The organism is Tangfeifania diversioriginum, from assembly GCF_900141875.1.
Lineage (GTDB): Bacteria > Bacteroidota > Bacteroidia > Bacteroidales > Prolixibacteraceae > Tangfeifania > Tangfeifania diversioriginum.
In genome coordinates this window covers 14,066-40,547 of sequence record NZ_FQZE01000035.1, presented here as the reverse complement: position 1 = coordinate 40,547, position 26,482 = coordinate 14,066, and the positions used below count along the sequence as shown (strand labels likewise).

Genomic DNA, 26,482 nt, shown 5'->3' with positions numbered 1-26,482 from the left:
CGATTTTTAACTGCCGGACAGATTGATATTTAACCATGATGTGCAAACTTTTTCCCTTGAAGTTAATATTTTGTTTGCACTTTGAAGCTAAATTGCGTGACTTTTTTGTATGTAATTTATTGACAATCAATTGTTAATATTGTTTTTCAGCAAACCTTATTTTAAGTATTTTTTGGAATTTCAATAAAAAAAGTTGATCCCTTTCCGGGTGCGCTTTCGGCCCATGTTTTTCCGCCCATTCGCTGCAGCGCTTTGGTTACCATAGCCAGACCGATTCCGGTGCCCTGAAAATCTTCGGTCCGGTGCAAACGCTGGAAGATATCAAAAATGCGATCGTGATATTTCATATCAAAACCAACTCCGTTGTCTTTCACAAACAGAATCCAGGAACCGGATTTTTCTTCAAACCCGATTTCGATAACCGGTTTTGTTTTCACTGTCGAGAATTTTAACGCATTCTCGATAAAATTACGCAAGGCAATGGAAAGTCCGGTAGAGTCGGCGATGACCTGCTTTTCGGGTAGCTCGGTTTTTATTGTCGCCCCGGTTTTTTGAAACTCGCCGGTATAACCTGCCAGTAAGTATTCAACAAAAGGCTTAATATCAATTTCTTCCTGTTTAATCTGGCTGCGCTCTAACCGCGAATAACTGAGCAAATCGTCAATGAGTTGGTTCATTTGCAGGGTGGAACTGCGAATGGTTTTGATAAAATGGGCCGCTTCTTCATTTAGACTACCACCATATTCATCAAGCAGCAATTTGCTGTACCCGTCAATTCCCCGCAACGGAGCTTTCAAATCGTGCGAAACCGAGTAGGTAAATGTTTCCAGCTCTTTGTTTACTGCCTGCAACTGCTCCGTGCGTTTTTTTACCCGTTCTTCCAGTTCGGCATAAAGATTAATGTTTTCGATGGAACGGGCAGCGGAATCGGCCAAAGTTTTCAGTAACTGCATTTCGGTTTCGGTGGGCGTGTAGGTTTCTTTCCAGTAGTTGCCAATAGCACCAATGGGTTCATTGATTATTACCGGAACCATGGCAAGGCTTTTTACAAAAGTGGGACTGTAAACGTCTTTCGGAATGCGCTCATCGCTAAACACATCTTCAATAACTACTGGCTTTTTGTTCTCCATTACCCAGCCGCTGATACAGGAAGTCATCGGAAACTTTTTCCCTTTCCAAAGGGGTTGAATGGCATCTTCGTTCACATAAAAACAGTGGTTGTTTTCCCTGAAAACCAGCGTAGCCCCATCGGCGCCAATGAGTTTCCGGGCCGATTTAGCCACAATTTCCTGAACATTATCGAGTGATTGTACCGCCGACAATTGTTGTATAGACTCAATAAGGATTTCCAGCCGCTGGTTTAATTTTCTGATTTCTTCCTCTTTTCGTTTTTGCTCGTTAATCACCTCGGTGTAAACAATTATTCCGCCAATGGAGCCGTCTGCCTCGTACCAGGGACGGCACTCCCAGCGGGTCCAGTCGAGCGTGCCGTCTTCCCTGTAAAACTTATCTTCATCGGCTCGCGAAACAATTCCTTTCAGGGCTTTTTGATGCACTTTCCGCCATTTTTCAGGAATATCGGGAAATACTTCATAGTGATGTTTGCCAATTACATCCTTTTCCTTCACCCTGTAATCTTTCAAATAGCGTTGACTGACAAATATATAATTCAAATCTTTATCGTGAACAGCCACTGCGGATTGATTGTGCTCAATAATATATTTCATCAAACCATGGGAATGAGAAAGCGCTTGTTCGGCCTGTTTGCGCTCGGTGATGTCCTCACAAAATCCAAGCAGTAAATTATTGGATAGTTTGGTTGCCGCAACCGACCACCAGCGTACAATGCCGGCTTTTGTATAATAACGGAATTCTCCGTAAGCATTTCCTGATTTCTGAATTTCTTCAAAATGCTTTAATCCTTTTTCAACATCTTCAGCAAACAAAATATCAGGAATACGCTTTTGAAGCAATTCCTTTTCCGCATATCCGGTGAGTTCGCATGCAGCGGGGTTTACTTCCACGTATTTCCCTTCATTGCTGGCTAAGAAAATTCCATAAGGAGCCTGCTCGAAATAACTGCGTTTACGTTCTTCGCTTTCTTTCAACAATTTTTCTCCTCTTTTTCTTTCCACCTCTTTCCAAAGCGTATCCATGAGCAGTTGCACCTGCAGTACATCAACTTTTTCGTAATCGTTTTCTTTATTGGCCAAACCGAGGACGGCTACAATCTTATTATCGCTAAAAACCGGAATGGTCATGTACCTGAAAAGCGGGGCATGACCTTCAGGTAGGCCTTTCCTGAGCGGATTCGGCGCCTGAAAATCGTTTACAACTATTTCCTTCCGCTGGCGCACTGCTTCACCCCAAATGCCTGTTTTTTCCAATTGATAAACGGTTTGTTGCTCAGTTACCGAACAAATATCCATTACTCCGTCGGACCAGGTATTCAGTGTGAATTCTTTCTTTTCTTCGCTGTAAAAATAGAGGTAGCCAATTTTGCTTCCCGTTAGTTTAATGGCTTCGTTTAGTGCATAATCGAGGAATTCCTGTATGCCTTCGGTTTGATGCTGAAAAACATTCACCAGGCTTTGCAGCCGGGCTTCATTTTGTTTAATTTTTTCTTCGTTTTTTTTGCGTTCCGTTATGTCCTGCGCCAGTATGGCGATATCTTCTTCCATGGGCACAACAACAAGCCGGAGCCATGTCGGTACCGAAACAACCTCTCCCACATATACTTCTTCCAGTATTTTTGGATTTTCTGAATTTGCCACTTCGATATAAGCCTCAAATACAGATGTACCTTTATGAGCTGGAAAAAGGCCGAGCAGTCGTTTGCCCTTCACCTCTTCGGGATTAGTACCGTTAATACGTGCGATGGTCTGATTTTCGTAAACCCAGGTAAAGTCAACAATTTCATTTTTCTCGTTTCGCAACGGATTTAGAATGGTGAACCCGTCAGGAGAAAAATCCTGTGCAACCTTAAAACGTTCTTCGCTTTTGCGAAGGGCTTCTTCGGCTTGCTTTCGTTCGCTTATGTCGGTAATTATTCCGTGCCAAAGGGTGCTTCCGTCGTCCAGCAGTTCGGGTTTGGCGTTGCAGTAACGCCACCGCAACCCTTGTTTTGGAAGAATTACCCGGAATTCACTTTCGTAATTTGTTTGATGTTGGGCTGATTCGGTAATTGTTTCAACGATGTAATCGTAATCGTCGGGGTGAATGCGGGTAAAAACCGGTGATGCATCTTCCCTGACTTCTTCGGGTGTTACTTCGTAAATATCCCACATTCCCGGGCTGGCATAAGGAAAAGCAGAACTGCCGTCGGAGTAAAGACGGTATTGATATACAACTCCAGGTACCTGTTTTGCGAGGTTATTTAAAAGGTTTAAACTTTTAGTTTGCTCTTCAACCGCTTTTTTCTGTTCCGAAACATCTCTAAACTCAGCCACCCTGACTGTTTTTCCTTTATAGGGAACATTTCGGGCTTCAATTCGTACAGGGAACTCTTTGCCGGATTTATGCAAACATACCGCTTCGTTGGGTTTTTCGTAACCCGTCATCATTTTTTCGTTTACAAATTCGCAACTGCTTTTTGCAATTAAATCCAAAACATTCATTCCTGTTAATTCTTGCTGGGTATATCCGGTAAGTTCAGATAAGCCTTGATTAAAATCAACCAGAATGCCTTTGTCATGAATAATTATGCCACCAAACGAAGCATTGTGCAAGGCTTTAAACCGTTCTTCGCTTTGACGAAGCTCTTTTTCTGCCTGTTTCTGTTCCGAAATATCATGAATAATGGAGTGCAGGTAATCCTTCCCGTCAATTTCTACTTTGCTGCTGTAAATTTCCACATCGCGCACTTCGTCATTGGCCAGCCGGTGTTTAAATTGGAAATAGATACGCTCGCTTTTGCGGGCTTTTTCCATTTCAGTTTTTATTTCAGCGGGAGTAAGGGTGTTGATTTCATCAATACGCATCGTTTCGATCTCGCTGCGTTTCCAGCCATAAAATTTTTCGGCAGCTTTGTTGGCGGCCACAATCCGGTGCGTTTCAGGTTCGATGAGCAGCATCACGGCGAGGCTGTTTTCAAAAATAACCCTAAAACGTTCTTCGCTTTTTCGGATGGCTTCATTCAACTCCATCTGCTCCATTTTCTGATAAGTCATATCACTAATCAGTTGGGTCATATCGAGCAAAAAATCCATTGCTGCCAGAATTTTCTCTTTTGAAACAACGGGTGTTTCTGCCAATACTTTCAGGTAATGCTTTTCATCAAACCCATACTTCTCTGCCTGTTTTTTAAAAAAAGTTACATCGGGTTCTTCAAAAAAGAACTGACCCGAAAACAAATTGGCAATGTGTTCGCCTTTAATTACAATGGGTACCGCCACATCAACCAGGCCATTTAAACATTTATAGAAATGATATTTTTCGCCCGTACCCATTTTATTGGCCAATTCCGTATCGCTAATAGTGCATCTTTGGGAAGTTTCGGGATGTACCCGGTGAAATTGGGTGCAAATCTGCCGCCAACCCGATTTCGACAAGACATTTCCTTCCAGGTCTAAAATAGCCGTAACGAACCCGGTGGTTTTGTTGAACCCTTCAAGTAAGGTGTTTACTTTTTCAAAATCGATTAAATCGGTTATGGCGGAGTGATTTTCCATATCGAAACAGTTTTTACCAGGCCAGGTTGAAATCACCTGCTAAGGTTCTTTAAAATTAAGAAAATCATTGAAAAACAAGAAACAATAAAAAAGAATAATATTCAAGATGTAAAATGGCCAGGCTTTTAAAAAAACTGAAAACTGAAATAAAATCATAAACCCCAATTTTATTCAAAAAAACATTTTAAGCATTAAAAATCAAGTTCAATATGAGCAAAACAGATTTGTTGGTTTCAAAAAAAATGATGACATTTCAACACTTGAGTTCATCATACAAATTTACCTATGCCGGAAAATCAAGTTACGCACCTGAAAAATCTGATTAGCGCTAAACGGGCGATAAGCCAGTTGGTTGTAAAAGAAAAAAAGGAAGGCGCTTTAATCAAAAAAGTCTGCGCCATTTTAGTTGAGAAACGGGGTTATTTAACTGCATGGGCTGCACTGTCTGCTGAAAACGGAAAGTTTCACACTTTTGCCGAGGCAGGCGTTGGCAACGAGTTTAAAAATCTCACAGAAAAACTTAAAAAAGGAGAATTGTGCGGGTGTTGCTCTAAATCGTTCCACCAAAAAAAAGTGGTAGTTACCGCCCGACCCGAAAAGGACTGCCTTGATTGCCCGCTTTCGCAAAAATACACCGACAGAGGCTCCTTTTCCACTCCCCTGATTTATGAAAACCATGTGTTTGGAATTTTTTCCGCTTCAGCGCCCAAAAAATTTGTAAGTGAAAAGGAGGAGCAGGAGTTGTTTCTGGAAGTAGCCGATGATTTAAGTTTTGCCCTGCATTCGCTGGAGCTGGAAAAGAAACGAAGCGCTGCCGAAGAAGCCTTGCGACATGAGCAATTTCTTTTGAATACCCTCATGAACAATTTGCCCGAGCATATTTATTTTAAAAACCGGAAAAGCGAATTTATTCGTATCAACAAGAGCATGTCGAAATTATTCGGGTTGAAAAAACCTGAAGACGCAATTGGCAAAACAGATTTTGATTTTTTTACAGCGAGTCATGCTCAGCCTGCGTATGAAGATGAACAAAAAATAATTCAGTCGGGCAACCCTGTTGTGGGTAAAGAAGAAAAAGAAACCTGGCCCGACGGAACGGTAACCTGGGTTTCATCCACCAAAATGCCCCTAAAAGATAAAGACGGCCAGATTACAGGAACTTTCGGAATTTCAACAGATATTACAGACCGTAAAGAAACCGAACGCCGGTTAATGGAGAGCGAAAACAAATTCAGGAAAATAGGAAATTCGGCGCTTGATGCGGTGATAATGATAAACAGTAACGATGAAGTTGAGTTCTGGAACCCTGCGGCTGAAAAAATGTTTGGTTACACACAGGAAGAAATAAAAGACAAAAAGGTACACGATTTGATAATGCCGCGCAAATACCTGAAGCAACAACAGATAGGCTGGAAAGAATTTTTAGAAACCGGCCAAGGCAATGCAATAGGAAAAGTAGTTGAACTTAGCGCATTACGGGCAAACGGCGAAGAATTTCCGATAGAAATTGCACTGTCCTCAATGAAAATGAATGAAAGCTTTTGGGCGCTTGCAAGCATCCGGGATATTACAGAGCGAAAGGAGACAGAGAAAGCGTTGTTAGAAAGGAAACAACTTGTTGAAAAACTAACCGAAAACATTCCAGGGTTGGTTTATCAGTTCCGGTATTACCCCAGCGGACATTCAAGCATGCCGTATGCCAGTAAAAGCATTGAAACTATTTTTGGTGTAAAACCTGAGGAGGTGAAAGACGATGCAAGTAAGGTTTTTAAGGTAATCCACAAAGATGACCTTCCGGAAGTTATCCGCTCCATAAAAGAATCGTTTGAGAAGCTGACAATTTGGGAAGCAAACTACAGGGTGGTTTTGCCACAAAAAGACGCCAGGTGGCTCAGAGGATTTTCCAAACCCGAAAAATTGCCTGATGGATCGGTGCTTTGGCACGGCTTTATCAGAGATGTAACCGAAACAAAACAGTGGGAGGAAGAGCTAAAACTGCAAAAAGAACAATTTGAACTGGCTGTGAATGGCTCCAACGATGGAATATGGGATTGGAACCTGAAAACCAACGAGCTGTTTTTATCGGCAAAGTGGAAGGATCAACTTGGCTATAAAGAAGATGAGCTTTCAAATGAATTCAGCACGTTTGAAAATCTTATTCTCCCGGAAGATCGCTCCAAAGTAAAAAATTATGTCGGTTCTTACCTTCAGGGCGAACTGGCAGATTACGATATTGAATTCCGGATGCGTCATAAAAATGGCAGCATCCGCTGGATCAATGCACGGGGGGAAGCCTTGCGCGACAAAAACGGGAAACCCTACCGGATGGCTGGTTCTCATACTGATATTACCGGGCGGAAAGAAGCAGAGCATAAATTACAAGATGCTTTTTCGCGGGTTAAAGTTATCATGAATTCGGTACAGGCAGGAATTATACTTGTACGAAAAAAAGACAGGGTGGTGGAAGACATAAATCCTGCCGTTGAAAAAATGCTGGGCATAAAAAAAGAGGATATTGTTGGCTACAAATGCAATAAACATATTTGCCCGAATGAAACAGGCGGTTGTGTTGTTTTTGATAAAGGTAAAAGTTTGGATAATGCCGAACGGTCTGTTAAACATATTTCAGGGAAAATTATTCCGGTTATTAAAAATGCCGTTATCACAAATATTGATGGCGAAGAATACCTGCTCGAGAGTTTTGTGGACATCAGCAAACAAAAGGAAGCGGAAAAAGAACTGGATATTGCACGTTTAGATGCAGAAGCGGCCAACAAAGCCAAATCGGAATTTCTGGCAAATATGAGCCACGAAATTCGCACCCCCATGAATTCGATCCTCGGGTTTAGCGAAGTGATGCTGAATACTACGCACGATGAAAAAAACAGGGGCTATTTAAAAACGATTTTAAACAGCGGAAAAACGCTTCTTTCGTTAATTAACGATATTCTGGATTTATCGAAAATTGAAGCCGGAAGAATGGAAGTATCGCCCGAACCGATGGATATGCGCGTTGTGTTATATGAGATGGAACAGATTTTTACGCAAAAGATTCAGGAAAAGAACCTGGAATTGATAACTTCTGTGGACGAAGATTTTCCATTAAATATCACTTTTGACGAGGTGCGCCTGCGTCAGATTTTGTTGAATATTATTGGCAATGCGGTAAAATTTACTTCCGCCGGATTTGTAAAAACAGAAATTAAAATAGTAACCAAAAAAGATTGTTTTATCGATTTTGAGATTGCCATTTCAGACTCAGGAATTGGAATAGCAGAAGAGGATCAGAAGCGTATTTTTGATTCTTTTAGTCAGCAGTCGGGCCAGGAATCGAGGAATTACGAAGGCACAGGCCTTGGTCTTGCCATCAGCAAAAAACTGTGTGAATTGATGAACGGCAAAATTGGCCTGGAAAGCAAGCCGGGCGAAGGTAGTAAATTTACCATCGCTTTTTCCGATGTAAAATATTCCGATGAATTTATTGAGCAACAGGATATTTACTCTTGGGATGTAAATAATATTGAATTTGAACCTGCAAAAATAATGGTGGTGGACGATGTGCCCTACAACCGCGATCTCGTTCCGTCTTTACTCGAGGGTTACAACTTTACTTTTTATGAAGCCGAAGATGGCAAAAAAGCGTTGGAAGCGGTCGGGGAATATTCACCCGATTTAATACTGATGGACATCAGAATGCCGGGAATGAACGGTTACGAAGCAACCCAAATAATTAAAAAAGACAAAACGCAAAAATCCATTCCCGTTATTGCACTTACCGCCTCCACAATGAAAACCGAAACAGAAAAAATCAACCAACTATTTGATGGCTACTTACGTAAGCCGATACAAAAAAAATCGCTGGTAAACGAATTAATCCGGCATTTGCCTTATAAAGAAGAATCTGTTGAAAATGTTGCTTCGGATTCGGACAACAACAAAAATGCACCGGTTGAAATCGATGCCAAAACAAAAAAAGAGTATCGCGATTTATACTTCGACAGAATTGATGAATTAGAAGGCGGGATGATAATAGAAGAGTTAGAAGATTTTACACAAAAGATTTCTGAATTTGCTGAAAAAAGAAAATTGCCTTTCCTTTTGGAAAAAGCGGGAGAATTGAAAGAAAACATTGCAGATTTTGATTTTGATAAAATTATAAAAAGGTTGGCTGAACTGAAAAAGATAGGGGAATGATTATGAAAAACAAAGACTTAATTCTTATTGTTGACGACCAGCCCAATAACCTGAAAGTAATTTCGAGTGTGCTGGGCGATAAATACTCCATAAGTGTTGCCAATAGCGGGGAGAATGCTTTAAAAATTTTAAATAAAGTTACACCCCAACTCATTTTACTTGATATTATGATGCCCGGAATGAATGGGTTTGAAGTATGTGAAAAATTAAAAGCAAACGAGGGCACGAAAGAAATACCGGTGATATTTTTAACCGCAAAAACAGAAATCAGCGATCTTGTTAAAGGATTCAATTATGGCGCGGTTGATTACATCACCAAACCTTTCAATGCAACTGAAGTAAAAGTAAGGATAAACAATCACCTTAGTTTGGCCCATGCAAAAAGCCAGATAAAAGCGCAAAAAAAGGATTTGCAGGAAAAAAATCGGGCGCTGAAAAAGTTGATGAACGAAAAGGATAAATTTTTCTCCATTATTGCACACGATCTGAAAAGTCCGTTTAGCGGACTTTTGGGAATGCTGGAACTTATGAATGATGAAGGCACTGAACTAACTAAAGAAGAAACAAAGAAATTGCTTCCGGCTTTGCTGAAAAACGCAGAAAATGTATATGCATTGGTCGAAAACCTGCTCGAATGGTCACGGCTTCAGCGAAATGCCCGGGAAGTTAATTCCGAAAAAATTAATCCGCAGGAAGTTGTTAATGAGGTATTGGGTTATCTCGAAGCCACTGCAAACCAGAAACAAATAACCCTGATTAATGAGGTGAATGAAAACCACGCGGTTTTCGCCGACCGGATGATGTTCAATACAATTTTAAGAAACTTGATATCAAATGCACTCAAATTTACCCGGGAGGGTGGAAAAATTACGGTGGCATCCGAAACGGAAGCAGATGGGAAAGTGACTTTTTCTGTAACTGATACCGGAATTGGGATGGACAGCAAAACAATCAACGAAGTTTTCAGCATTGATAAAAATGTATCGACCCCCGGCACAAAAAATGAAAAAGGCACAGGCCTGGGCCTCATTCTTTGCAAAGAATTTATTGAATTGCAAAAGGGTGAAATCCGGATAAAAAGCAAGGTAAATGAAGGAACCTGCATCAGTTTTACACTCCCCAAAAATTGATACGCCATCCGTTTTTAAACAAGGGGTTACAACCCCTTGTTTTGTAACTTGCCCTAAACCCACCCGCTATTTTTACGAAAGATTCTGATTAACCTTTACAAGTAAGTTTTCTTTATGATACGGTTTTGCAATATAATCGTCGCACCCTGCTTCCAGCGCTTTTTCCTTATCGCCCTGCATAGCTTGGGCCGTAATTGCAATAACCGGCAGTTCCGGTTTAAATGATTTGATTTTACGGGTGGCTTCATAGCCGTCCATCACCGGCATTTTTAAATCCATTAATACAAGACCAATTTCCGGATTTTCACGGCACTTTTCAACTGCCTGCTGCCCGTTTTCAACAGAAATATAATGAATCCCCTTACTTTTCAATACAGTTTCCAGATACAATCGATTCATAGAATCATCTTCGGCAATCAGTACTAAGGTGCCGGCGGCAGGTTGTTTCGAATTTCCGGGAGTTTCCTCTTCCGTTTCCTCCGGCGCCCACGGCAGGGTAAAGCTTACTGTAGTTCCTTTTCCTTTTTCCGACTGCAGCGAAATTTCTCCGCCAAGCAATTCCACCAATCCTTTTGAAATGGAAAGGCCAAGTCCGCTACCTTCGTAACCTCGTGTCAATCCAATATCGCCCTGTGTGAAAAAATCGAAAATCGCATCCATTTTTTCCTGTTCAATGCCGGTTCCATTATCCTGAATATAAAATTCAACCTGCTTGTTTTTCAATTGATAACCGAAATGAATCTCTCCATCTTTTGTAAACTTGATGGCATTATCCAACAAATGCGACAGTATCTTTTTCAGCAATTCCGGATCGGTTTCAATTTTTGAAATTTTCGAATTGCCAGTTTCCAACCGAAGTTCCAATCCTTTTTCAGTTGCCTCGGCATTGTATTGTTCATACAGCGTTTGCAGAACTTCATGAAGGCTGAAAAGGGTTTTGTTTACCACCACATTCTTCGACACAATCAGAGAGATGTCCATGAAATCGGTGATGGTATTGGTTAATCGCCTGCTGCTTATTCTTAAAATTTTCAGGAAAGACGCTTTATCATTTTCGTTTATTCCGGGTTGTGCAAGCATTTCACTAAAACCCAGAATCCCATTCAGCGGCGTACGTACTTCGTGCGAAATATTATTCAGAAAAGCTGATTTGAGGCGGTCGGCGGCCTGGGCTCTTTGCTTCTCCGTTTTCAAATCTTCCACAAACCTTTTTCGTTCAATGGCTAAACCAATGGACGGGGCTATAGCTTCCATTATCTTCAGGTCTTCACGAGAAAGAGTTTTTTCTCCTTCGTAATTTTGGATTACCATTATTCCAATGGCCTTTTCATTATCAAAAACCGGGACTCCAATCCAAACTTCCGACGGCGGACCCACCAATTCAACCTCACTGCTTTCAATTAACTCATCATGCAGAGTTTGGTCGATAATCTGTGGTTCTCTTTTTCTGAGAACATACCCCGACAAGGTATTTTTTGCAGGAAAACCATCCACATTTTCGTCCACCGAATCGATCATAAACAAGGTTGAGAACGATTCTTCCAACTCATTGTATAAGGCAATAAATAAATTTTTTGTGTTAATTACTTTGGTTAATTCCGAATAAATTAAATTGAAAAAATCATCGAGGTTTCGTGAGGTTACAACCGCTACCGAAATAGTAAACAGAATTTTCTGTACCTGCTCCATTTTTTTCCGTTCGGTTATGTCTTCTTTTACCCCCACAAAATGGGTAATTTCACCTTCGTTGTTCATCAATGACGAAATGCTGGCGCTTTCCCAATACAGCTCGCCATTTTTCTTTTTGTTCAGGAATTCGCCGTGCCAGTCGTTGCCTGAAAGAATCGTATCCCAAAGCTCTTTATAATAGGATTTTGGATGTTCTCCTGAATTTAAAATCCGGGGATTTTCACCCAGCACATCTTCCTTTTTATAACCGGTTATTTGTGTAAATTTTGGGTTTACATACTCAATATTCCCATCCTTATCTGTAATAACAATGGAATCGGGACTTTGGGTTATCGCACCCGAAAGTTTTCGAAGTTCGCTTTGTGCAGCTTTTCGTTCTGAAATATCGCGCGAAACGCCAAGTATGCCTTTGGGTTTGCCTTCGGAATCGGTTAATACAGAAAGTTTTACCTCGACCCAGATTGCAGTGCCGTCTTTTTTCAAAACTTCCAGTTCTACTATTAACGGTTTGGCAGAAGCATTTCCACTTTTGATGAGGGGAATGTATTTTTCAAAAAGCTGTTTTACTTTTTTGCCGGATGCAGGAGTTAACGTTTCCAAAAGATTCCGGTTTATTACCTCTTCCGGCCGGTAACCGCGCAGGGCATAAATGGCCGGACTGATATAGGTGTAATTCAAATCGAAATCGAATGTAAAAATCACATCGCCCGAGTTTTCGGCCAGCAGCCGGTATTTGGCTTCGCTTTCTAAGAGCGCTTCTTCGGCTTTCAGCTTTTTAATAAAATTTACAACCTGGAGCACAAACGCTTCGATGAGTTCAACATTCAGCGGTTTGGCATTCTTTTTTGTTACCAGGGTGATGTTGCCAAAAACCTTCTCGCTCTCCTGAATCAGGATGCAATAAATTTTATCGATTGATAACAATTTCCTGACTGCTTTTCCAATTTTACCGGAAACCTTATTGTTGAAGAATTCCGGAAAATCCCACTCAACTTCCACCAGTTTTCCGCTGATTAATTTATTATAATATTTTGTACTGATTTCGCCTTCCAGTTTTTTGACATTAAATCCTGTAATCTTTACCAACGCGTCTAACTTATCATGAATTCCTTCTATATGTTTCATTTTCCAGCGATTGGAATCGGTACCATACTCCACCAGAGCAACGATACCTTCATTTTCCATCAGCTCAAAAAGTTTTCGGGAGGTGTATTCATAAATTTCTTGAACGGATGTGAAATTTATTAGATCGAAAGCAGTTTCTGCCAGCAGCCGGTATTTGGTTTCGCTTTCACGCAGCGCATCTTCGGCCAGTTTGCGATCAGTGATATCCTGTAACGTAACCAGCACCATTTGTTTATCTTTGACTGTGATAGCTGTAGTGGATGCCAGAAATGTCATTTTCTGAATTTCATTTTCATTCTTTTGAAAATAGAATGGCGCTTCAACCTGCAAGTGCGTTTCTCCTGTTTCCAGTGTGTTGAGCACAGTATTGCGAATGACGCAATTCTGACAGAATTCTCCGAATCCGCACCCTTGAGGATCGTCCAAGGCATGCATACATCGTAAAGCATCTCCGCCCCGCAACCCGAGCATCTCTTCCACGCTTCGTCCGACAAATTGCGTCGCAAAACCATTCACCTGCTGAATGCGCCTTTCGGAATCCAACACCAGCATTACCAGGGGTGCGTTGCGATAAATAGCAGCAAGTAAAGCCTCCTTATCGCGCAAGGATGTTTCTGCCTTTTTCCGTTCGGTGAAATCGAGGGCAGTGAATATCACTCCTTTGGAAAGGTCGCTTGCATCGATTGCCGTTGAAGCCAAAAGAATATCGAGGATTGTTCCGTCCTTTTTTTGCCAGCGTGTTTCAACCATTCCCGATCCTTGTTTGGCAATCTGTGCGTACTTTTCTTTTCCAACCAACTCAAACTCTTTTTGAGAAGGATATAAAATACGGGCGCTTTTGCCAATAAGTTCCTGCGTTTGATAGCCGGTTATTTCACAAATTTTCGGATTGACTTCAAGCAGAATTCTGCTTTTTGTAAGGCCGATTCCGGTAGGCGCCACCCGAAAAATACTTTGAAGTTTTTCTTCGTGCCGCCGCAATTTTTCTTCAGCTTCTTTTTGGGCTTCTACTTTTTGCAGCGCTTCGTTAACGGCAAACGGCAGTCTTCTCACTTTTTCTTTCAGCACGTAATCATCGGCGCCGGCTTTCATACAGGCTACGGCGATTTCTTCATTCACCGAGCCGGTTAGCAGAATAAAAGGAATGTAATGCGGTTGCGAACGGGCGATTTTTAGCGCGCTCATGCCGTCGAACACGGGCATGGAATAATCCGAAATAATCAAATTGGGCTTGAATTCCGCCAGCGCTTTTTTAAAATCTTCGGCTGTATCGACAACCTGACTAATGAATCTGATTTTTTCTTTCTTCAGCGATCGTTTGGCAATTTCTGCATCGGCTGGCAAATCTTCAACAATAAGAATCTTCAATTCGTCCATTATTTTATCTTGCTGATTTTTACTATTTTTTCCATAAGTTCATCGGTTTTTATGGGTTTGGCAATATAATCGTTACACCCCGCTTCCAGCGCTTTTTGCCTGTCGTCGATCATGGCATAGGCAGTTTGTGCAATAATGACAACCTTTTGGTTTGTTTCCCTGATTTTGCACACGACGTCGAGTCCGTTTATATCTGGTAGCCCGATGTCCATTAAAATAACATCGGGTTTTTGGGTTTCAAAAAGCTGCAAAGCTTCTTTTCCGGTTTCGGCAAACAGCAGTTCCGACGTGTGATTTTTCAGTATCTGGTTAAAATAAAGCCGGCTCACCGAATCGTCTTCCACTACCAGAATTTTGGTATTCATTGTTTCTTCTGGCTTTTCCGGGTTCTCATTGCTTACTTTTTCATCACTTTCTCTCATTGAAAATACGGGTAGCCGAAAACGAAAAACGGAGCCTTTTCCGGGTTCCGATTCCACGGTAATTTCAGTGTCCATTAATTCCAGTAGCTTTTTCACGATTGACAGTCCCAGGCCCGTTCCGCCATAACTACGGGTCGAGCTATCATCGGCCTGGCTAAAGCGGTCGAATATTTTTCCGTGTTTTTCTTTGGGAATTCCGGTACCGGTATCAGCAACAAAAAATTCTGCTTTCCCTTCAATTACTTGCGATATACCAAAAGTAACCGAACCTTCAGATGTGAAACGCAAAGCATTGTCGAGCAAATTGGAAAAAATTTGCATCAGCCGGTTTTCGTCGGTATTTAAAACAAGCGGTGTTTCCGGTTTTTTCACAATTAATTCAACATCTTTTTTTCCTGTGTCAGCCATCTTTTTTTGAAAAATCGAATGGATGGTAGAGAGTGTTTTTGATGCATCAAACGGTTTTTGCTCAATACCGGTTTTCCCGGTTTCGAGCCTCGAAATATCGAGGATGTCGTTGATGATTTTCAATAATCCCTCGGCGCTTTTGTTAATTATGGTTGCAAATTCCTGTTTCTTGGTTTGCGGCAATTCCCCGTCATCGGTTAAAAGGTTCGTAAAACCGAGGATTCCGTTTAGCGGGGTACGTATTTCGTGGCTCATATTAGCCAGGAAAGCTGTTTTCAGCCGTTCGCTCTCTTCAGCTTTTTCTTTTGCAGTTATCAGTTCATTTTGTACCCTTTTGCGCTGAGTGATGTCGGGTGCCATGCTAAGCATTATTCTTTTCCCGCTGCTCAGTTTTCCGAGCGGTGTTGTATAGAAGTTCCAAACCCTTTTTTCGCCCGATTTAGCCGTTATTTCAAACTCGCCGCTTAAAATGGTTTTTTCTTCATCAAACATCCCGGCAACATAATTTTCCACTTCTTCGGCTTTCTTACCGTAAGCCATTTGGGTCCATTCTTTCAGGGTCGGAATTTCATCAATGAAATAACCCGAAAAATGAGTCCATCCCTCGCTCAGGTTTATAACATTCCCGTCCTCGTCGTGCACCATTATCGGAATTGGAGCCAGGAGAACCGCTTTCCGGAAACGTTCTTCGCTCTCTTTCAATTCTTTCTCGGCCAGGGTGCGTGAAGTAATATCCATTACTGTGGATACCATGGTGTTTTGTTCAGTCAGGGGAATGTTTACCGCATTTACAAAACCTTTTGAACCATCACTTCGGCTGATTTGAATATCTTCCCAGTGCATTTTCTGCGGGTCGCCCGATTCAATACCTTCCATAATCATCTGCACTACTTTGCTTCTGTATTCCTGGTCAGGATAAACTTTTTCAAAAAACGAAGGAATATCTTTTATCTCCGATGCTTTCCACCCATAAATTTCTTCAAACCGCCGGTTCATATAAAAGGCCGTTCCTTCATCAATTTTATTAAGTGCAATTCCGATGGGAAGATTATCGAGTACCGTTTGAATAAAACTGTTTTTTTCCTGTAATCCGATTTCAGCATTTTTTCTTTCGGTAATATCAAACATCACACCCCGGATTTTCACAGGCTTGTTTTCCTTCATTTCAACCGCTACCACATCGCGTAACCAAACGTAATCGCCGTCTTTCTTTTTAAACCGGTATTCCAGCGTATGTTGCTCGCCTTTGGCAGCACATGCAAAACAATAATTGGTAGCAGGTTCCCGATCGTCAGGATGCAGGTTGTTTTTCCAGAAATTGAGGTTGGTCCATTCCTCGGGCAACCATCCCAGTTTTTCGGTTACCTGCGGGGCCACATACACCCATTTATCCATGAGGATATCGTATTCCCAGGCAATGGCATGGGTCGATTCAATTAGTTCGCGGTATTGCGCCTCGCTCCGGGCAATTCTTTTCTGATACTCTCTTTCTTCAGTTTGATCGCGAAAAACCAGCACAACACCCGTAATTTCACCCTTTTCATTTTTTATAGGTGCGCCACTGTCGGCAATCGGAATTTCCCGCCCATCTTTCGAAATTAACAGCGTGTGATTTGCCAGTCCAACGATTAAACCACTTTCAAGCACTTTTACAAAAGGGCTCTCCACTTTTTCCCGGGTTTCTTCATTAATTATGCTAAAAATCTGGTCCAGCTTTTTCTCTTTTGCCGCAGCAAATTCCCAGCCGGTAAGTTGTTCTGCAACGGCATTCATCTGGCTGATATTCCCTTTTTTATCGGTACATATTACGGCATCGCCAATGCTTAACAGGGTAGTCCGGTAAAGCGTTTCTGCTTCCCGTATTTTTTGTTCGTTTTTAACATACCGCACAATGAGTTGAAAAAGTTTGGCGATAACGGCAAAAGTTATGGGAAGTACTAATAATACAGGCAGCCAAATAAGCGAAATTACTTCGTACCTTTCATTTCCGGGAAGCAGCAACTGAGATGCCAGCATAACGAGATGTGCAACTACCCCGATTAAAATAAAACGAATGAATTGTATATTTTCCAGTTTGCTCTTGAAAAGCCAGCGAAAAAACAATCCGGTTAAACTGCTAAAAAGAATGGTTGCCAGTCCGGCCCAGATGCCGGAACCTCCCAGGTAAATCCTGTAAGCGCCAGCCATTAAAACCGAAATAAGAGCTGTGTATCCGCCTCCAAACAAACCGGCCAGCGTGAGTACAACCGAACGCCCATCGTAAATCACACCCGGTGAATACGCATAGGGCATCATCATGGCAGCAATGGCCACAGCGCCAAACCAGATTCCCTGTGATACCTGATAAAGAATTTCATTTTGAGGTTTGTACCATTTGATTAACCCATACAATACCGAAAGCGAAATTAGTAATGCAGAGTTTTGGATTAAGTTGACAATCATTGATTTTTTTTTGCAAGTTAGAAAAATAATTTGGACATTTCAAAGCAATTGCTTAGCTTTGTTCATTATTTAGATTCATTATGCCGAGGAATAAAACATACGATGCTGATGTGGTGCTTGAAAAAGCCATGAATGTCTTTTGGGTGCATGGTTACGAAGCCACTTCGGTGCGGCTGCTCGAAAAAGAGATGGGCATTAACCAGTTCTCCATTTATGCATCGTTTAAAAATAAAAAGAACCTGTTTATTAACGCCTTGCGAGCATACCGGGAGTTTGTCATCAAAAACAGATTTCAGGCCTTATTAGAGGAAGGAGCAGGTTTTGCCGAACTTGAAAAATTTCTGCTCAGTGCAGCCACTTCAACGGAAGGCAAGGAAGATAAAAAAGGTTGCCTCGTGGTAAATACTGCTGGCGAACTGGGCTACAAAGATCCTGATGTTACAAGCGAACTGAATCTCTATTACAATTTTATCCGCAATATGATTTTGAAGGTATTGAAAAATGCCGTCAAAAAAGGTGAAATTCCTGCAAATACAGATATTGAAAAACAGGCCGGCTTTTTCCTCGGTGTAATGCAGGGGATTTCGGTTGCAGGCAAAACAATGGAGAAGCACCTTTTACAAGACTTTATTGAAGTAGCATTGAAACAAATCAGATAAATTTTTTTAACTATTTTCTAAGCGAATGCTTGGATAAAAATAAAAGTAATAATTATGACACAATTTAAATTACACACACTGGAAACAGCGCCTGAAGGTGCGAAAGAAATTCTGGAGGAAGCACAAAAACAAAACGGATTTATTCCGAATTTGTACAAAATCATGGCCGAATCGCCTGAAGTTTTAAAAGCATACACACAAATGAATCAGCTCTTTACTGAAACTTCCTTCAGTCAGACTGAGAAAAATATTGTCTGGCTAACTGTAAGCTACAACAACAGTTGCCACTATTGCATGACTATCCACTCCATGGTGGCAAAAATGTTTAAACTATCGGATGAAATGATTGAAGCACTTCGCACGGGAAAGCCACTTAATGATTCCAAGTTGCAGGCACTGAGAAAATTCACCGATACAATGGTAGAAAAACGCGGCTGGGCTTCGGAAGAAGAACTTCAGGAGTTTCTAAATGCCGGCTACTCGCGCAAAAATGCACTGGAACTTGTTGTTGGAATCGGGCAAAAAATCATCAGCAACTATGTGAATCACATTTCGCATACTCCAATCGATGAACAGATTAAAGATTTTAAATGGGAAGCAACATCTGAAAAAACGGAATAAAAAAGAATGATGAATTAAAAATAATGCGCCATGACTCAAATCCAATTCAATACTCAATTGCATGGATTGCACGATGAATTATATTATTATGCTTTAAAACTCACCACGAACAGAGAAAAAGCAAAAGACCTCATTCAGGAAACATTTTTGAAAGCGATCTCTTACCGGGCCAAATACAGGCATGATAAAAATTTCAAAGGTTGGGTTTTCACCATAATGAGGAATACTTTTATAAATAATTACAGAAGGGATTCAAAAGGGATAAATATAAATCCAACTAGCGGAGAAACCTCATTTTTGGAGTTTGCAGACACAAGACCTTCACCATCGGCAGATAGTTATGCAAATGTTAATGATATTTACAGATGCATCAATTCGTTATCAAAAGCATACCGTATCCCATTCAATTTGTTTTTGAAAGGGTATAAATACAACGAAATTGCCGATGAGCTTGCATTGCCGATGGGAACAGTAAAAAGCAGAATATTTTTTGCGCGCAAGAAAATACAAAAAGCTTTAATAGATTAAAATTATTAGAATGAAAAAATTATTAGTGATTTTCTTATTTGCCGGGCTTGCAACTTTTGCAGCTTCAGCCCAGTTGCCTGAAAAGGCCGAAGACATCTCACCACTATTGATTGGTGAAAAAATTCCAGATGTTGCCCTGAAAGCAACTGACGGCAGTAATCAGCAGTTGCACGACATTTTGGGGCAAAAACCCACTGTATTGTTGTTTTATCGGGGCGGCTGGTGTCCTTATTGCAATGCGCACCTGGCCGAAATCAGGGATGCAGAAAGCGAAGTATTGAAACTGGGCTACCAGATTGTTGCAGTTAGTCCCGATTCTCCTAAGAATCTGAATGAAACAGATGAAAAGCAAAACCTGGGCTACAGCCTCTATTCCGATGCCGGCGGAGAACTCACCAAAGCAATTGGAATTGCATTCAAAGCTCCTGAAAAGTATTCGGGAATGTTGTCTGAAAAATCGGATGGACAAAACAAAGGATTCCTTCCGGTTCCGGCAGTATTTATTGTTGATACTTCCGGAAATATTCAGTTCGAATACATCAACCCGGATTTCAAAACCCGGTTGAGCGCCGGAATGCTGCTTGCCGTTTTAAATGAATTGAAAAAATAAAGAAGTTTCCCGCAGATCGCGCAGATACACGCAGATAATAATTTACGCTTCAAACAAAAATTCTGCGGAAATCAGCGAAATCAGCGGGACAAAATAAATGATTATGAAAACCAACATCTTATTAACCATTTTTACTGCAATCCTATTCATTGGCACAACAAAAGTTATGGCACAACAGGAAAAACCTGCGAATACCACAGACAAACTCGTAATAGTGTGGACCAGCGATGATCCATATGTTGCCGAACGAGTGGCATTGATGTACACACACGCCGCAAAAACTGCCGGGTGGTTCAGCGAAGTTACTTTAATTATCTGGGGGCCGTCGGCAAAACTGACCGCCGAGAACCTGAAAATCCAGAAAAAACTGAAAGCCATGCAAAAGGACGGTGTTGAAATTCAGGCCTGTATTGCCTGTGCCGGCGCTTACGATGTGGTGGAAGACCTGAAAAACCTCGACTTTGAGGTGAAAGGAATGGGCAAACCTTTAACCGATTACCTGAAGAGCGATGCCAAAGTCTTGACATTTTAAAATTTTATAAATGAGACGAACAGCAATTTTACTTTTGCTAATCCAGTTTTTTATACCCGTGGAAAGCAAGGCCGAAGAAAATAAGAAAAATATTGCAGAAATTTTCAATGAACTTGCAGCGCATCCTTTTCATCCGCTGAACGATGGAAACTCGATGACGGTTGACAAAACATTAAAAAAAGACGGCATTGCCGATTTAAACAATACCGATTGGGAAGTTCGCACCGTAGCTGTACGTGATTTGGTCAGGGAAGGAAAAAAACAAACCGCCGAAATTAAAAAAGGGTTGTTTCACCCGTCGCTTTACGTGCGGCAGGTTGCTGCCAAAGCGCTGGGCATTTTAAGGGCAACCGATGCCATCACCGAACTGGAAGAAGTAGTTAAAAACGACAGCATTGCGGTGGTCCGTTCGCAGGCGGTTATCGCACTTGGGCAGATGGAATCCCGTCAGTCGTTAAGTTTATTGAAAAAGTCAGCCAAAGAAGATCCTTCGAAAGATGTGCGCCACCAGTGCGAGCTGGCCATTTACCAGATTGAAAACCAAATGGGTGTCACCCAAAAAAATCTGAAGGCCTGGCAGGCGCTCGACGAATCGACTTTTGAAACCGTAAAAACCGGCGATGTTGCTCCGGTTTTCAATCTGGAAGATACAGATGGAAAAACATGGCAATTGTCTTCATTCAACAATAAAAAATGGGTGGCGCTGATTTGGGTTTTTGCCGACTGGTGCCCGGTGTGCCACGGAGAGTTTCACGATTTGATTGAAATGAAAGAAGAATTCGAAAATGAAGGTGTGCAGGTTTTTACCCTCGAAATGCATGATATGTATCGCGGGAGGGTAATGGTGGGCAAAGAGCTGGAACCGGAATACTGGTTTGCTGAAGCATCTTATAAAGAAGCCTACACCAAAAAAATTTGGTGGCCCCACCTGCTCGATCGCGCAGGCGCTTACGGCGCACAATTTGGAGCCGATCCAATGGCTTTTGCGGTTCATGCCGAATACATTAACCGGCCAACAACGGTTATTATCGATCCGGAGGGAATCGTCCGGTTTGTCTATCCCGGAACTTTCTGGGGCGACCGTCCCACCATAGATGAAACTTTGGAAATGATTAAAAATGAACAGTTTGATTTTGAGCACCCAAAAAGGCTCACCAAACAATAAATAATTCAATTGAAGATTGTCAGGTTTAAGCCGAGAATCCGACTAAAAAAATAAACAACAACTATTAACAAAAAAGATTACAAAAATGAAAACGTATGCAATTTGCCCCATTTCAGATAAACGGATTAACGAACGGGTAGCCCGGGTAAACGGGGCTTTCACTGTATTACTTCTGTTACTATTCGGTTTTACCGGACACTGGTATATACTGGCCTTTCTAATGGTTGACTTTTTAATGCGCAGCGGAAATCTTTCCAGGTTCAGCCCGGTAGGTTTTTCATCGCGAAATATTATAAAATTAATGTCGGTAGAAGAATTGCTTATTAACGCCGGACCAAAAATTTTTGCAGCTCGTATCGGACTAATTTTTAGCGCAGTTATTTTGTTTGCATCAGTAACCGGAATGCATTTTACGGCCCTGGCTTTTACTTTCGTACTCGGTCTGTTTTCCTTTCTGGAAGCTGCGTTTGGAATTTGTGTTGCCTGCAAAATATACCCGTTTGTGTACCGGCTTTTATATCAATGAATACATTTAATTTACAGAATTTGAAGCTAGTTATTTGAAGCTGTTTTTATATTTCTCCTAATTGTAGTTTCAGTAACTTTAATTCGATTTATACTTCTGGTGAGATGGTGAGCAAACTGAAACTGCTTTTGGTTAAAAAAATGTTTCTGAAGTCTAAACAAATATTTATTTGCCCCCTTTTACTAAATGCGCCAGCCCCGGGTCATTTTGAATGCGCTGCATTTCGCTTTCCACAATTGAGATGACTTCATTTTTTACCTGTTTGTAGTTGTCATGTATCTCCCGTTCCAAAATATCCTGTCCGTGTTTGTCGGTGAAATCAACAATAGCAGGGATTGGTTTATATCTGGCCATTTCCCGTTTTACCCTTTCATTATCTATAACTATCTCAGCATGAAAAATCTTTTGTTCTATTCGCTCGTCAAAATTGTCTGACACTGCACCGACAAACACCCCTTGTGTGAGGTTGCTGATTTTGGATGCCGGGATAATGCTGTCTAACTGGGTATTAATGGAAGTGGTTTTGTCTTGGCGGCTAATGGTCATACTCTGGCGTTTTTGCAGGATTTTTCCGAAACGTTCGGAAAGCACCCGGGCGGTTTCACCTACTACCTGGCCCAAAAAAATATTCCCGACCGTGTTCTGGATAACTTTACTTTCTTTATCGCCATAATCGCGGGTCAACTGGCTGTAATCCTGGAAGCCCAGGCAAACCGCTACCTTATTACTCCGTGCTGTGGCAATCAGGTTATCAAGCCCCCTGAAATAAATCGTCGGCAATTCATCTATAATCACGGAACTTTTTAACCGATGTTTTTTGTTTATCAGTTTTACTATCCGGGAGTTGTACAGCCCCAGCGCGGCACTGTAAATATTCTGCCGGTCAGGGTTGTTGCCCACACAAAGTATCTTTGGTTCTTTGGGGTTATTAATATCAAGGGTAAAATCATCGCCCGTCATCACCCAATAGAGCTGTGGTGAAATCATCCTTGATAGCGGGATTTTGGCGCTGGCAATCTGCCCCTGCAACTGGTCTTGCGCCCCACCTTCCCAGGCATCCATAAAGGGAGATAAATAGTTTTCCAATTCCGGGTATGAGGTCAGGATTGTAAAGGTATCTGCATATTTTTTATTCAGGAACTCAATGGCATGGGGAAAGGTGCAGTACTTCCCGTCTTTATAAATTTTTAGAAACCAGATGATGGCTGCCAAAAGGATAATCGGCGATTCCACAAAAAAGTCGCCCTGCTTTTGAATCCAGGTACGGTTCAGGTTCAACATGATGGTATAAGCACTTTCCCAGGCATCCGATATGTCCGTCATGAATGTGGGGTTAATGGGATTGCAACGGTGGCTTTTACGTGGGTCGTCAAAATTTATCACGTAGTATTTGGGCTTAATTTCATAACCATCCAAATGAGTCAGTAAGTGGTTGTAAGCAATTTCACTTAGGTCTGGGAATTTGTAATCGTAGATATACATAGCAAAGCCCTTTTCAATCTGTTGTTTGATGTAGTTGTTGACCACGGCATAAGACTTCCCGCTACCCGGTGTGCCCAGCACAATAGAAGCCCGGAAAGGGTTGACCACGTTAATCCATCCCCGGCGCTTTTTCCCTTTGTAAACAAAGTGTGTTGGCAGGTTTACTGAGTATTCGTTTTCCATCAGCCGTTGTTCCTGCATAAAGGATTCGTTTTCGCTGTTAAAAACATCATCCATCAGGTTATTTTTCAGCAGGCGGCTTATCCATGTCCCTGCAACCAATATCAGGATAAAACCTGCAGAAGTGGACATGATATACAAAGCCGATTTACTTGTAACTTGCAAAGGTAATTCCAGTATCCACCAGTTCAGGTAATACAGTGCCACACCAAAACCCAGACTGATATTTATTTTTGTCCAGGTGATTTTTTCGGCTTTAACTCCTTTTGTACCGAGGCATGATAACGCCAGCAGAAGGTTGGCAAATAACTTTGTGTAAAGCGGCGATGAAAATAGCCCTGTTGATTGCTGAAAGTTCATCAGTATTTTGTCAACAACTTCAATGTTCAGGTTTTGGCCGGATACCATTTCATAACAAAACCAGTAAATATGGGCAACTACGAGCAAAATACCGACTGCCCTTATAAAATCGATGATTTTGCCCAATGCCCTTAAATCGTCTTCCTGTGCCATATTTTTTTTATTTTCGTTTTCTTTTTCGTTTCATTTTGCGGATAAAAGCTTCTTCTTCATAATTTTCGCCCTGCCCTGTGAAATCAATAAATGAGAAGATGCCGTTTGCAGGCTCTTTTTCATTATCCCGAATTTCAGAATTTTCACCAGGAGTATTTTTGGTAGTATCCTGTCCGAATTTTTCATTGAGGGCATTGGCTGAAAACGCCTTGCCATAGCGGGAACCGTTAAGCGCCGTATGCTGATTGTGGTCGATGAAAGTAACACCGTATATGCGCCCGCCCTGGTTTTCCCTGAACACCAAATCAATGCCATGTTTTTGGAGTTGTTGTGTAAATTGTCCTCTTGTTTTTGAAATTGCCATGGCAGAATCAATAATCGTTCGTGTCGCTTCCGTTAATTTGTTCTTTTTGATGTTTTGGGCGTTATATCCGCAGCGTTTTTTCAGGTTTTCTGCCCCCACTTGTTTGCCAATAAGCGATGCTTTAACAGGCAGACCTTTTTTTCTCCCTTTCTTATCCAAAGCGAAATAAACAATACCGTGATGTGGTTTACCCTCAAATTCGCCTTTGACTTCTTCCAGACCAATATTGTACAGCGACAAAAGTGTTTTGTATTCCCCAATGCTTTGAAAACGGTACGACCCTGCCAGTTCTTTGGTCAGGTTGGCAATCTGCTTTTTGATATTTCCGTTTTTATAATCCACTTTTGGAAGTTGCGGTGTTTTACAGCGGCTTTGCTTGTCCGCAGGATGTAGCCCGTATTTTTGTTCCAGTTCGCGAGTGATTTCTTTACTTCGCCGATACTCAAATTTATCGTTGATTTTTTTGCCGTTTTCGTCCACCCTCAGCGATACAATGTGGATATGGTGGCGGTCAATATCTTCATGTTTATACACCACAAAAGGCTGGTTCCCGTAACCCATTTTATCCAGATATTCCTGTGCAATAGCAGAAAGTTGTTCGTCACTAAGGTTATCATCCGGGTGTGGGTTCAGTGAAATATGGACAACATGCTTTTCCGTTTTGATGTCTTTGGGCAGGTGGTTTTCAAAACTTCGCATACAAAAAGCCAGGGTAAGTGATTTATCCGTTGGCAAAAGCACCTTGTTCGAACAAAGGACTTTGGCTTCCCCCGCATCCACCTTCTCCTGGTTATAAGACAAAGCCCCGAAAAGTGAACTGCCTATGTTTATTTTTGCAACCATTGTTGTTCGTATTTCCGGGTGAGTTCGATGATTTGCCCGTTCAGGCGGATAAATTCAATGGTCAGTTTCTCCAATTTGTAGAGTGCAGCCAGTGCCTTTTTCTCGGTAAAATGGGTGTTCAATGCTTTTACCACCTGGTTATAATTGACCCCGACAGCACGGAACTGGCTGTAAAACGTGCTCAATTTGCTGTAATAATCCTGTTCAGCTTTGTTGATTTGGATTACTTTGAATGTTTCATCAAAAACACGGGCGGCAATAAAATGGGCTTTTGTCTTCATCCCCGATTTTTCAAACAGTGCCAGAAAACGGGCATTGTCCACCGCATTGAACCTGACCGTGTAGTTTGCCACCACCGGGTTTGCTTTGGGCTTACGCCCGCCTTTGTATTTTCTTTCAGCTTTACTCATTCTTCTATTTTTAAATTTTAGCGACTTCGGAGCCAAAAAAGCCGGACTTCTGGGGACGGATGTTTTGAGCCACCGAAAATATTTCGGGAGGCTCAAAACACACCTTGCTATTTGCCGACGCAAATATTCCTTCACTATCGTTCGGTTGGTAATTCCCGACAAAAGTCCAATGTTTCCGACTTTCATTCATTGCCGCAAAAGTAAAACAGGTTAAAATTCTATGAAATAGACAAATACAGACAAAGCAGGACAGTTTGACCATAGCCTGGCAGGAGGCGATTTTTTTGGTTTTGTTTGTGGTTGTATTTGTGTTTGTAACTGGATAAACAGGTTGGAAAATGGTTGGTTAAATGTGCTTTTTGCCGGGCAAATGAACAGGTGGATAATTGTACAAATACATATTTACGCGTTTGCAGAAGTACATAAATGTGCAATTGCTTAATTCTGGAAACGCATAGTTATCCGGGCAGATAATCGAACGTAAAGACAGGCAAAGAAATATCCTGATAACCGCACACAAAAACAGTGAATTAAAGGAGCGGTAGAATAATCTTTTACACGAATAAAGGAATGTATGAATAAATATCTGCCT

General features: G+C 41.5%; 15 protein-coding genes. 9 read left to right on the top strand and 6 right to left on the bottom strand.

Annotation, left to right across the window (positions count from 1 at the left end; translation table 11 throughout):
- Positions 1-161 precede the first annotated feature (161 nt).
- On the bottom strand, positions 162-4,670 hold the full coding sequence (locus BUC07_RS20595) for a PAS domain S-box protein (RefSeq protein ID WP_139279633.1): 4,509 nt from the start codon (positions 4,668-4,670) through the stop codon (positions 162-164).
- 285 nt (positions 4,671-4,955) lie between these two features.
- Here BUC07_RS20595 and BUC07_RS17565 point away from each other — a divergent pair, with 285 nt between their 5' ends.
- Positions 4,956-8,864 (top strand): PAS domain S-box protein, encoded by a 3,909-nt coding sequence (locus BUC07_RS17565; RefSeq protein ID WP_073172792.1) that lies wholly within the window; start codon positions 4,956-4,958, stop codon positions 8,862-8,864.
- Complete coding sequence (locus BUC07_RS17560) at positions 8,861-9,994, top strand: hybrid sensor histidine kinase/response regulator (protein WP_083578327.1); 1,134 nt, start codon at positions 8,861-8,863, stop codon at positions 9,992-9,994. The genes BUC07_RS17565 and BUC07_RS17560 overlap by 4 nt, the downstream gene beginning before the upstream one ends.
- Positions 9,995-10,066: 72 nt before the next feature.
- Here BUC07_RS17560 and BUC07_RS17555 read toward each other — a convergent pair whose 3' ends face one another.
- Entirely contained in the window at positions 10,067-14,185 is a 4,119-nt protein-coding gene (locus tag BUC07_RS17555; protein ID WP_073172789.1) for a PAS domain S-box protein, read from the bottom strand.
- Complete coding sequence (locus tag BUC07_RS17550; protein WP_073172785.1) at positions 14,185-17,457, bottom strand: PAS domain S-box protein; 3,273 nt, start codon at positions 17,455-17,457, stop codon at positions 14,185-14,187. Before BUC07_RS17550 ends, BUC07_RS17555 begins: the two co-directional genes overlap by 1 nt.
- Before the next feature lie 80 nt (positions 17,458-17,537).
- Here BUC07_RS17550 and BUC07_RS17545 point away from each other — a divergent pair, with 80 nt between their 5' ends.
- The 7 genes from BUC07_RS17545 (at position 17,538) to BUC07_RS17515 (ending at position 22,098) form a co-directional block, all read left to right on the top strand.
- Positions 17,538-18,116 carry a TetR/AcrR family transcriptional regulator gene (locus BUC07_RS17545; RefSeq protein ID WP_073172781.1) on the top strand — a complete coding sequence of 193 codons (579 nt, stop codon included), beginning with the start codon at positions 17,538-17,540 and terminating at the stop codon, positions 18,114-18,116.
- A gap of 54 nt (positions 18,117-18,170) precedes the next feature.
- Complete coding sequence (locus BUC07_RS17540; RefSeq protein WP_073172778.1) at positions 18,171-18,737, top strand: carboxymuconolactone decarboxylase family protein; 567 nt, start codon at positions 18,171-18,173, stop codon at positions 18,735-18,737.
- A 30-nt stretch (positions 18,738-18,767) separates the two neighbouring features.
- Positions 18,768-19,265 carry an RNA polymerase sigma factor gene (locus BUC07_RS17535; protein ID WP_073172774.1) on the top strand — a complete coding sequence of 166 codons (498 nt, stop codon included), beginning with the start codon at positions 18,768-18,770 and terminating at the stop codon, positions 19,263-19,265.
- A gap of 10 nt (positions 19,266-19,275) precedes the next feature.
- On the top strand, positions 19,276-19,875 hold the full coding sequence (locus BUC07_RS17530) for a peroxiredoxin-like family protein (protein WP_073172770.1): 600 nt from the start codon (positions 19,276-19,278) through the stop codon (positions 19,873-19,875).
- A gap of 103 nt (positions 19,876-19,978) precedes the next feature.
- Positions 19,979-20,407 (top strand): DsrE family protein, encoded by a 429-nt coding sequence (locus tag BUC07_RS17525; protein ID WP_245792728.1) that lies wholly within the window; start codon positions 19,979-19,981, stop codon positions 20,405-20,407.
- A gap of 10 nt (positions 20,408-20,417) precedes the next feature.
- Positions 20,418-21,572, top strand: coding sequence for a HEAT repeat domain-containing protein (locus tag BUC07_RS17520; RefSeq protein ID WP_073172764.1), 1,155 nt, complete (start codon positions 20,418-20,420; stop codon positions 21,570-21,572).
- Between the two features lie 85 nt (positions 21,573-21,657).
- Positions 21,658-22,098: a DUF4395 domain-containing protein gene (locus tag BUC07_RS17515; protein ID WP_073172760.1), complete on the top strand. Its 441-nt coding sequence runs from the start codon at positions 21,658-21,660 to the stop codon at positions 22,096-22,098.
- A gap of 165 nt (positions 22,099-22,263) precedes the next feature.
- Here BUC07_RS17515 and mobC read toward each other — a convergent pair whose 3' ends face one another.
- The 3 genes from mobC to mobA are packed head-to-tail and all read right to left on the bottom strand — an operon-like array spanning position 22,264 to position 25,890.
- Positions 22,264-24,273 carry a conjugal transfer protein MobC gene (gene mobC / locus BUC07_RS17510; protein WP_073172757.1) on the bottom strand — a complete coding sequence of 670 codons (2,010 nt, stop codon included), beginning with the start codon at positions 24,271-24,273 and terminating at the stop codon, positions 22,264-22,266.
- 7 nt (positions 24,274-24,280) lie between these two features.
- The gene (gene mobB / locus BUC07_RS17505; protein ID WP_073172754.1) at positions 24,281-25,480 is read right to left on the bottom strand and encodes a conjugal transfer protein MobB; all 1,200 of its coding nucleotides are present in this window, start codon (positions 25,478-25,480) and stop codon (positions 24,281-24,283) included.
- A complete protein-coding gene (gene mobA, locus BUC07_RS17500; RefSeq protein ID WP_073172750.1) occupies positions 25,465-25,890 on the bottom strand; it encodes a conjugal transfer protein MobA in 426 nt (141 codons plus the stop codon). Before mobA ends, mobB begins: the two co-directional genes overlap by 16 nt.
- Between the last annotated feature and the right edge of the window lie 592 nt (positions 25,891-26,482).

Bases quoted from the DNA above. Each gene is read 5' to 3' on its own strand.
- BUC07_RS20595 (WP_139279633.1), bottom strand. From the start codon at position 4,670: ATGGAAAATCACTCCGCCATAACCGATTTAATCGATTTTGAAAAAGTA.
- BUC07_RS17565 (WP_073172792.1), top strand. From the start codon at position 4,956: ATGCCGGAAAATCAAGTTACGCACCTGAAAAATCTGATTAGCGCTAAA.
- BUC07_RS17560 (WP_083578327.1), top strand. From the start codon at position 8,861: ATGATTATGAAAAACAAAGACTTAATTCTTATTGTTGACGACCAGCCC.
- BUC07_RS17555 (WP_073172789.1), bottom strand. From the start codon at position 14,185: ATGGACGAATTGAAGATTCTTATTGTTGAAGATTTGCCAGCCGATGCA.
- BUC07_RS17550 (WP_073172785.1), bottom strand. From the start codon at position 17,457: ATGATTGTCAACTTAATCCAAAACTCTGCATTACTAATTTCGCTTTCG.
- BUC07_RS17545 (WP_073172781.1), top strand. From the start codon at position 17,538: ATGCCGAGGAATAAAACATACGATGCTGATGTGGTGCTTGAAAAAGCC.
- BUC07_RS17540 (WP_073172778.1), top strand. From the start codon at position 18,171: ATGACACAATTTAAATTACACACACTGGAAACAGCGCCTGAAGGTGCG.
- BUC07_RS17535 (WP_073172774.1), top strand. From the start codon at position 18,768: ATGACTCAAATCCAATTCAATACTCAATTGCATGGATTGCACGATGAA.
- BUC07_RS17530 (WP_073172770.1), top strand. From the start codon at position 19,276: ATGAAAAAATTATTAGTGATTTTCTTATTTGCCGGGCTTGCAACTTTT.
- BUC07_RS17525 (WP_245792728.1), top strand. From the start codon at position 19,979: ATGAAAACCAACATCTTATTAACCATTTTTACTGCAATCCTATTCATT.
- BUC07_RS17520 (WP_073172764.1), top strand. From the start codon at position 20,418: ATGAGACGAACAGCAATTTTACTTTTGCTAATCCAGTTTTTTATACCC.
- BUC07_RS17515 (WP_073172760.1), top strand. From the start codon at position 21,658: ATGAAAACGTATGCAATTTGCCCCATTTCAGATAAACGGATTAACGAA.
- mobC (WP_073172757.1), bottom strand. From the start codon at position 24,273: ATGGCACAGGAAGACGATTTAAGGGCATTGGGCAAAATCATCGATTTT.
- mobB (WP_073172754.1), bottom strand. From the start codon at position 25,480: ATGGTTGCAAAAATAAACATAGGCAGTTCACTTTTCGGGGCTTTGTCT.
- mobA (WP_073172750.1), bottom strand. From the start codon at position 25,890: ATGAGTAAAGCTGAAAGAAAATACAAAGGCGGGCGTAAGCCCAAAGCA.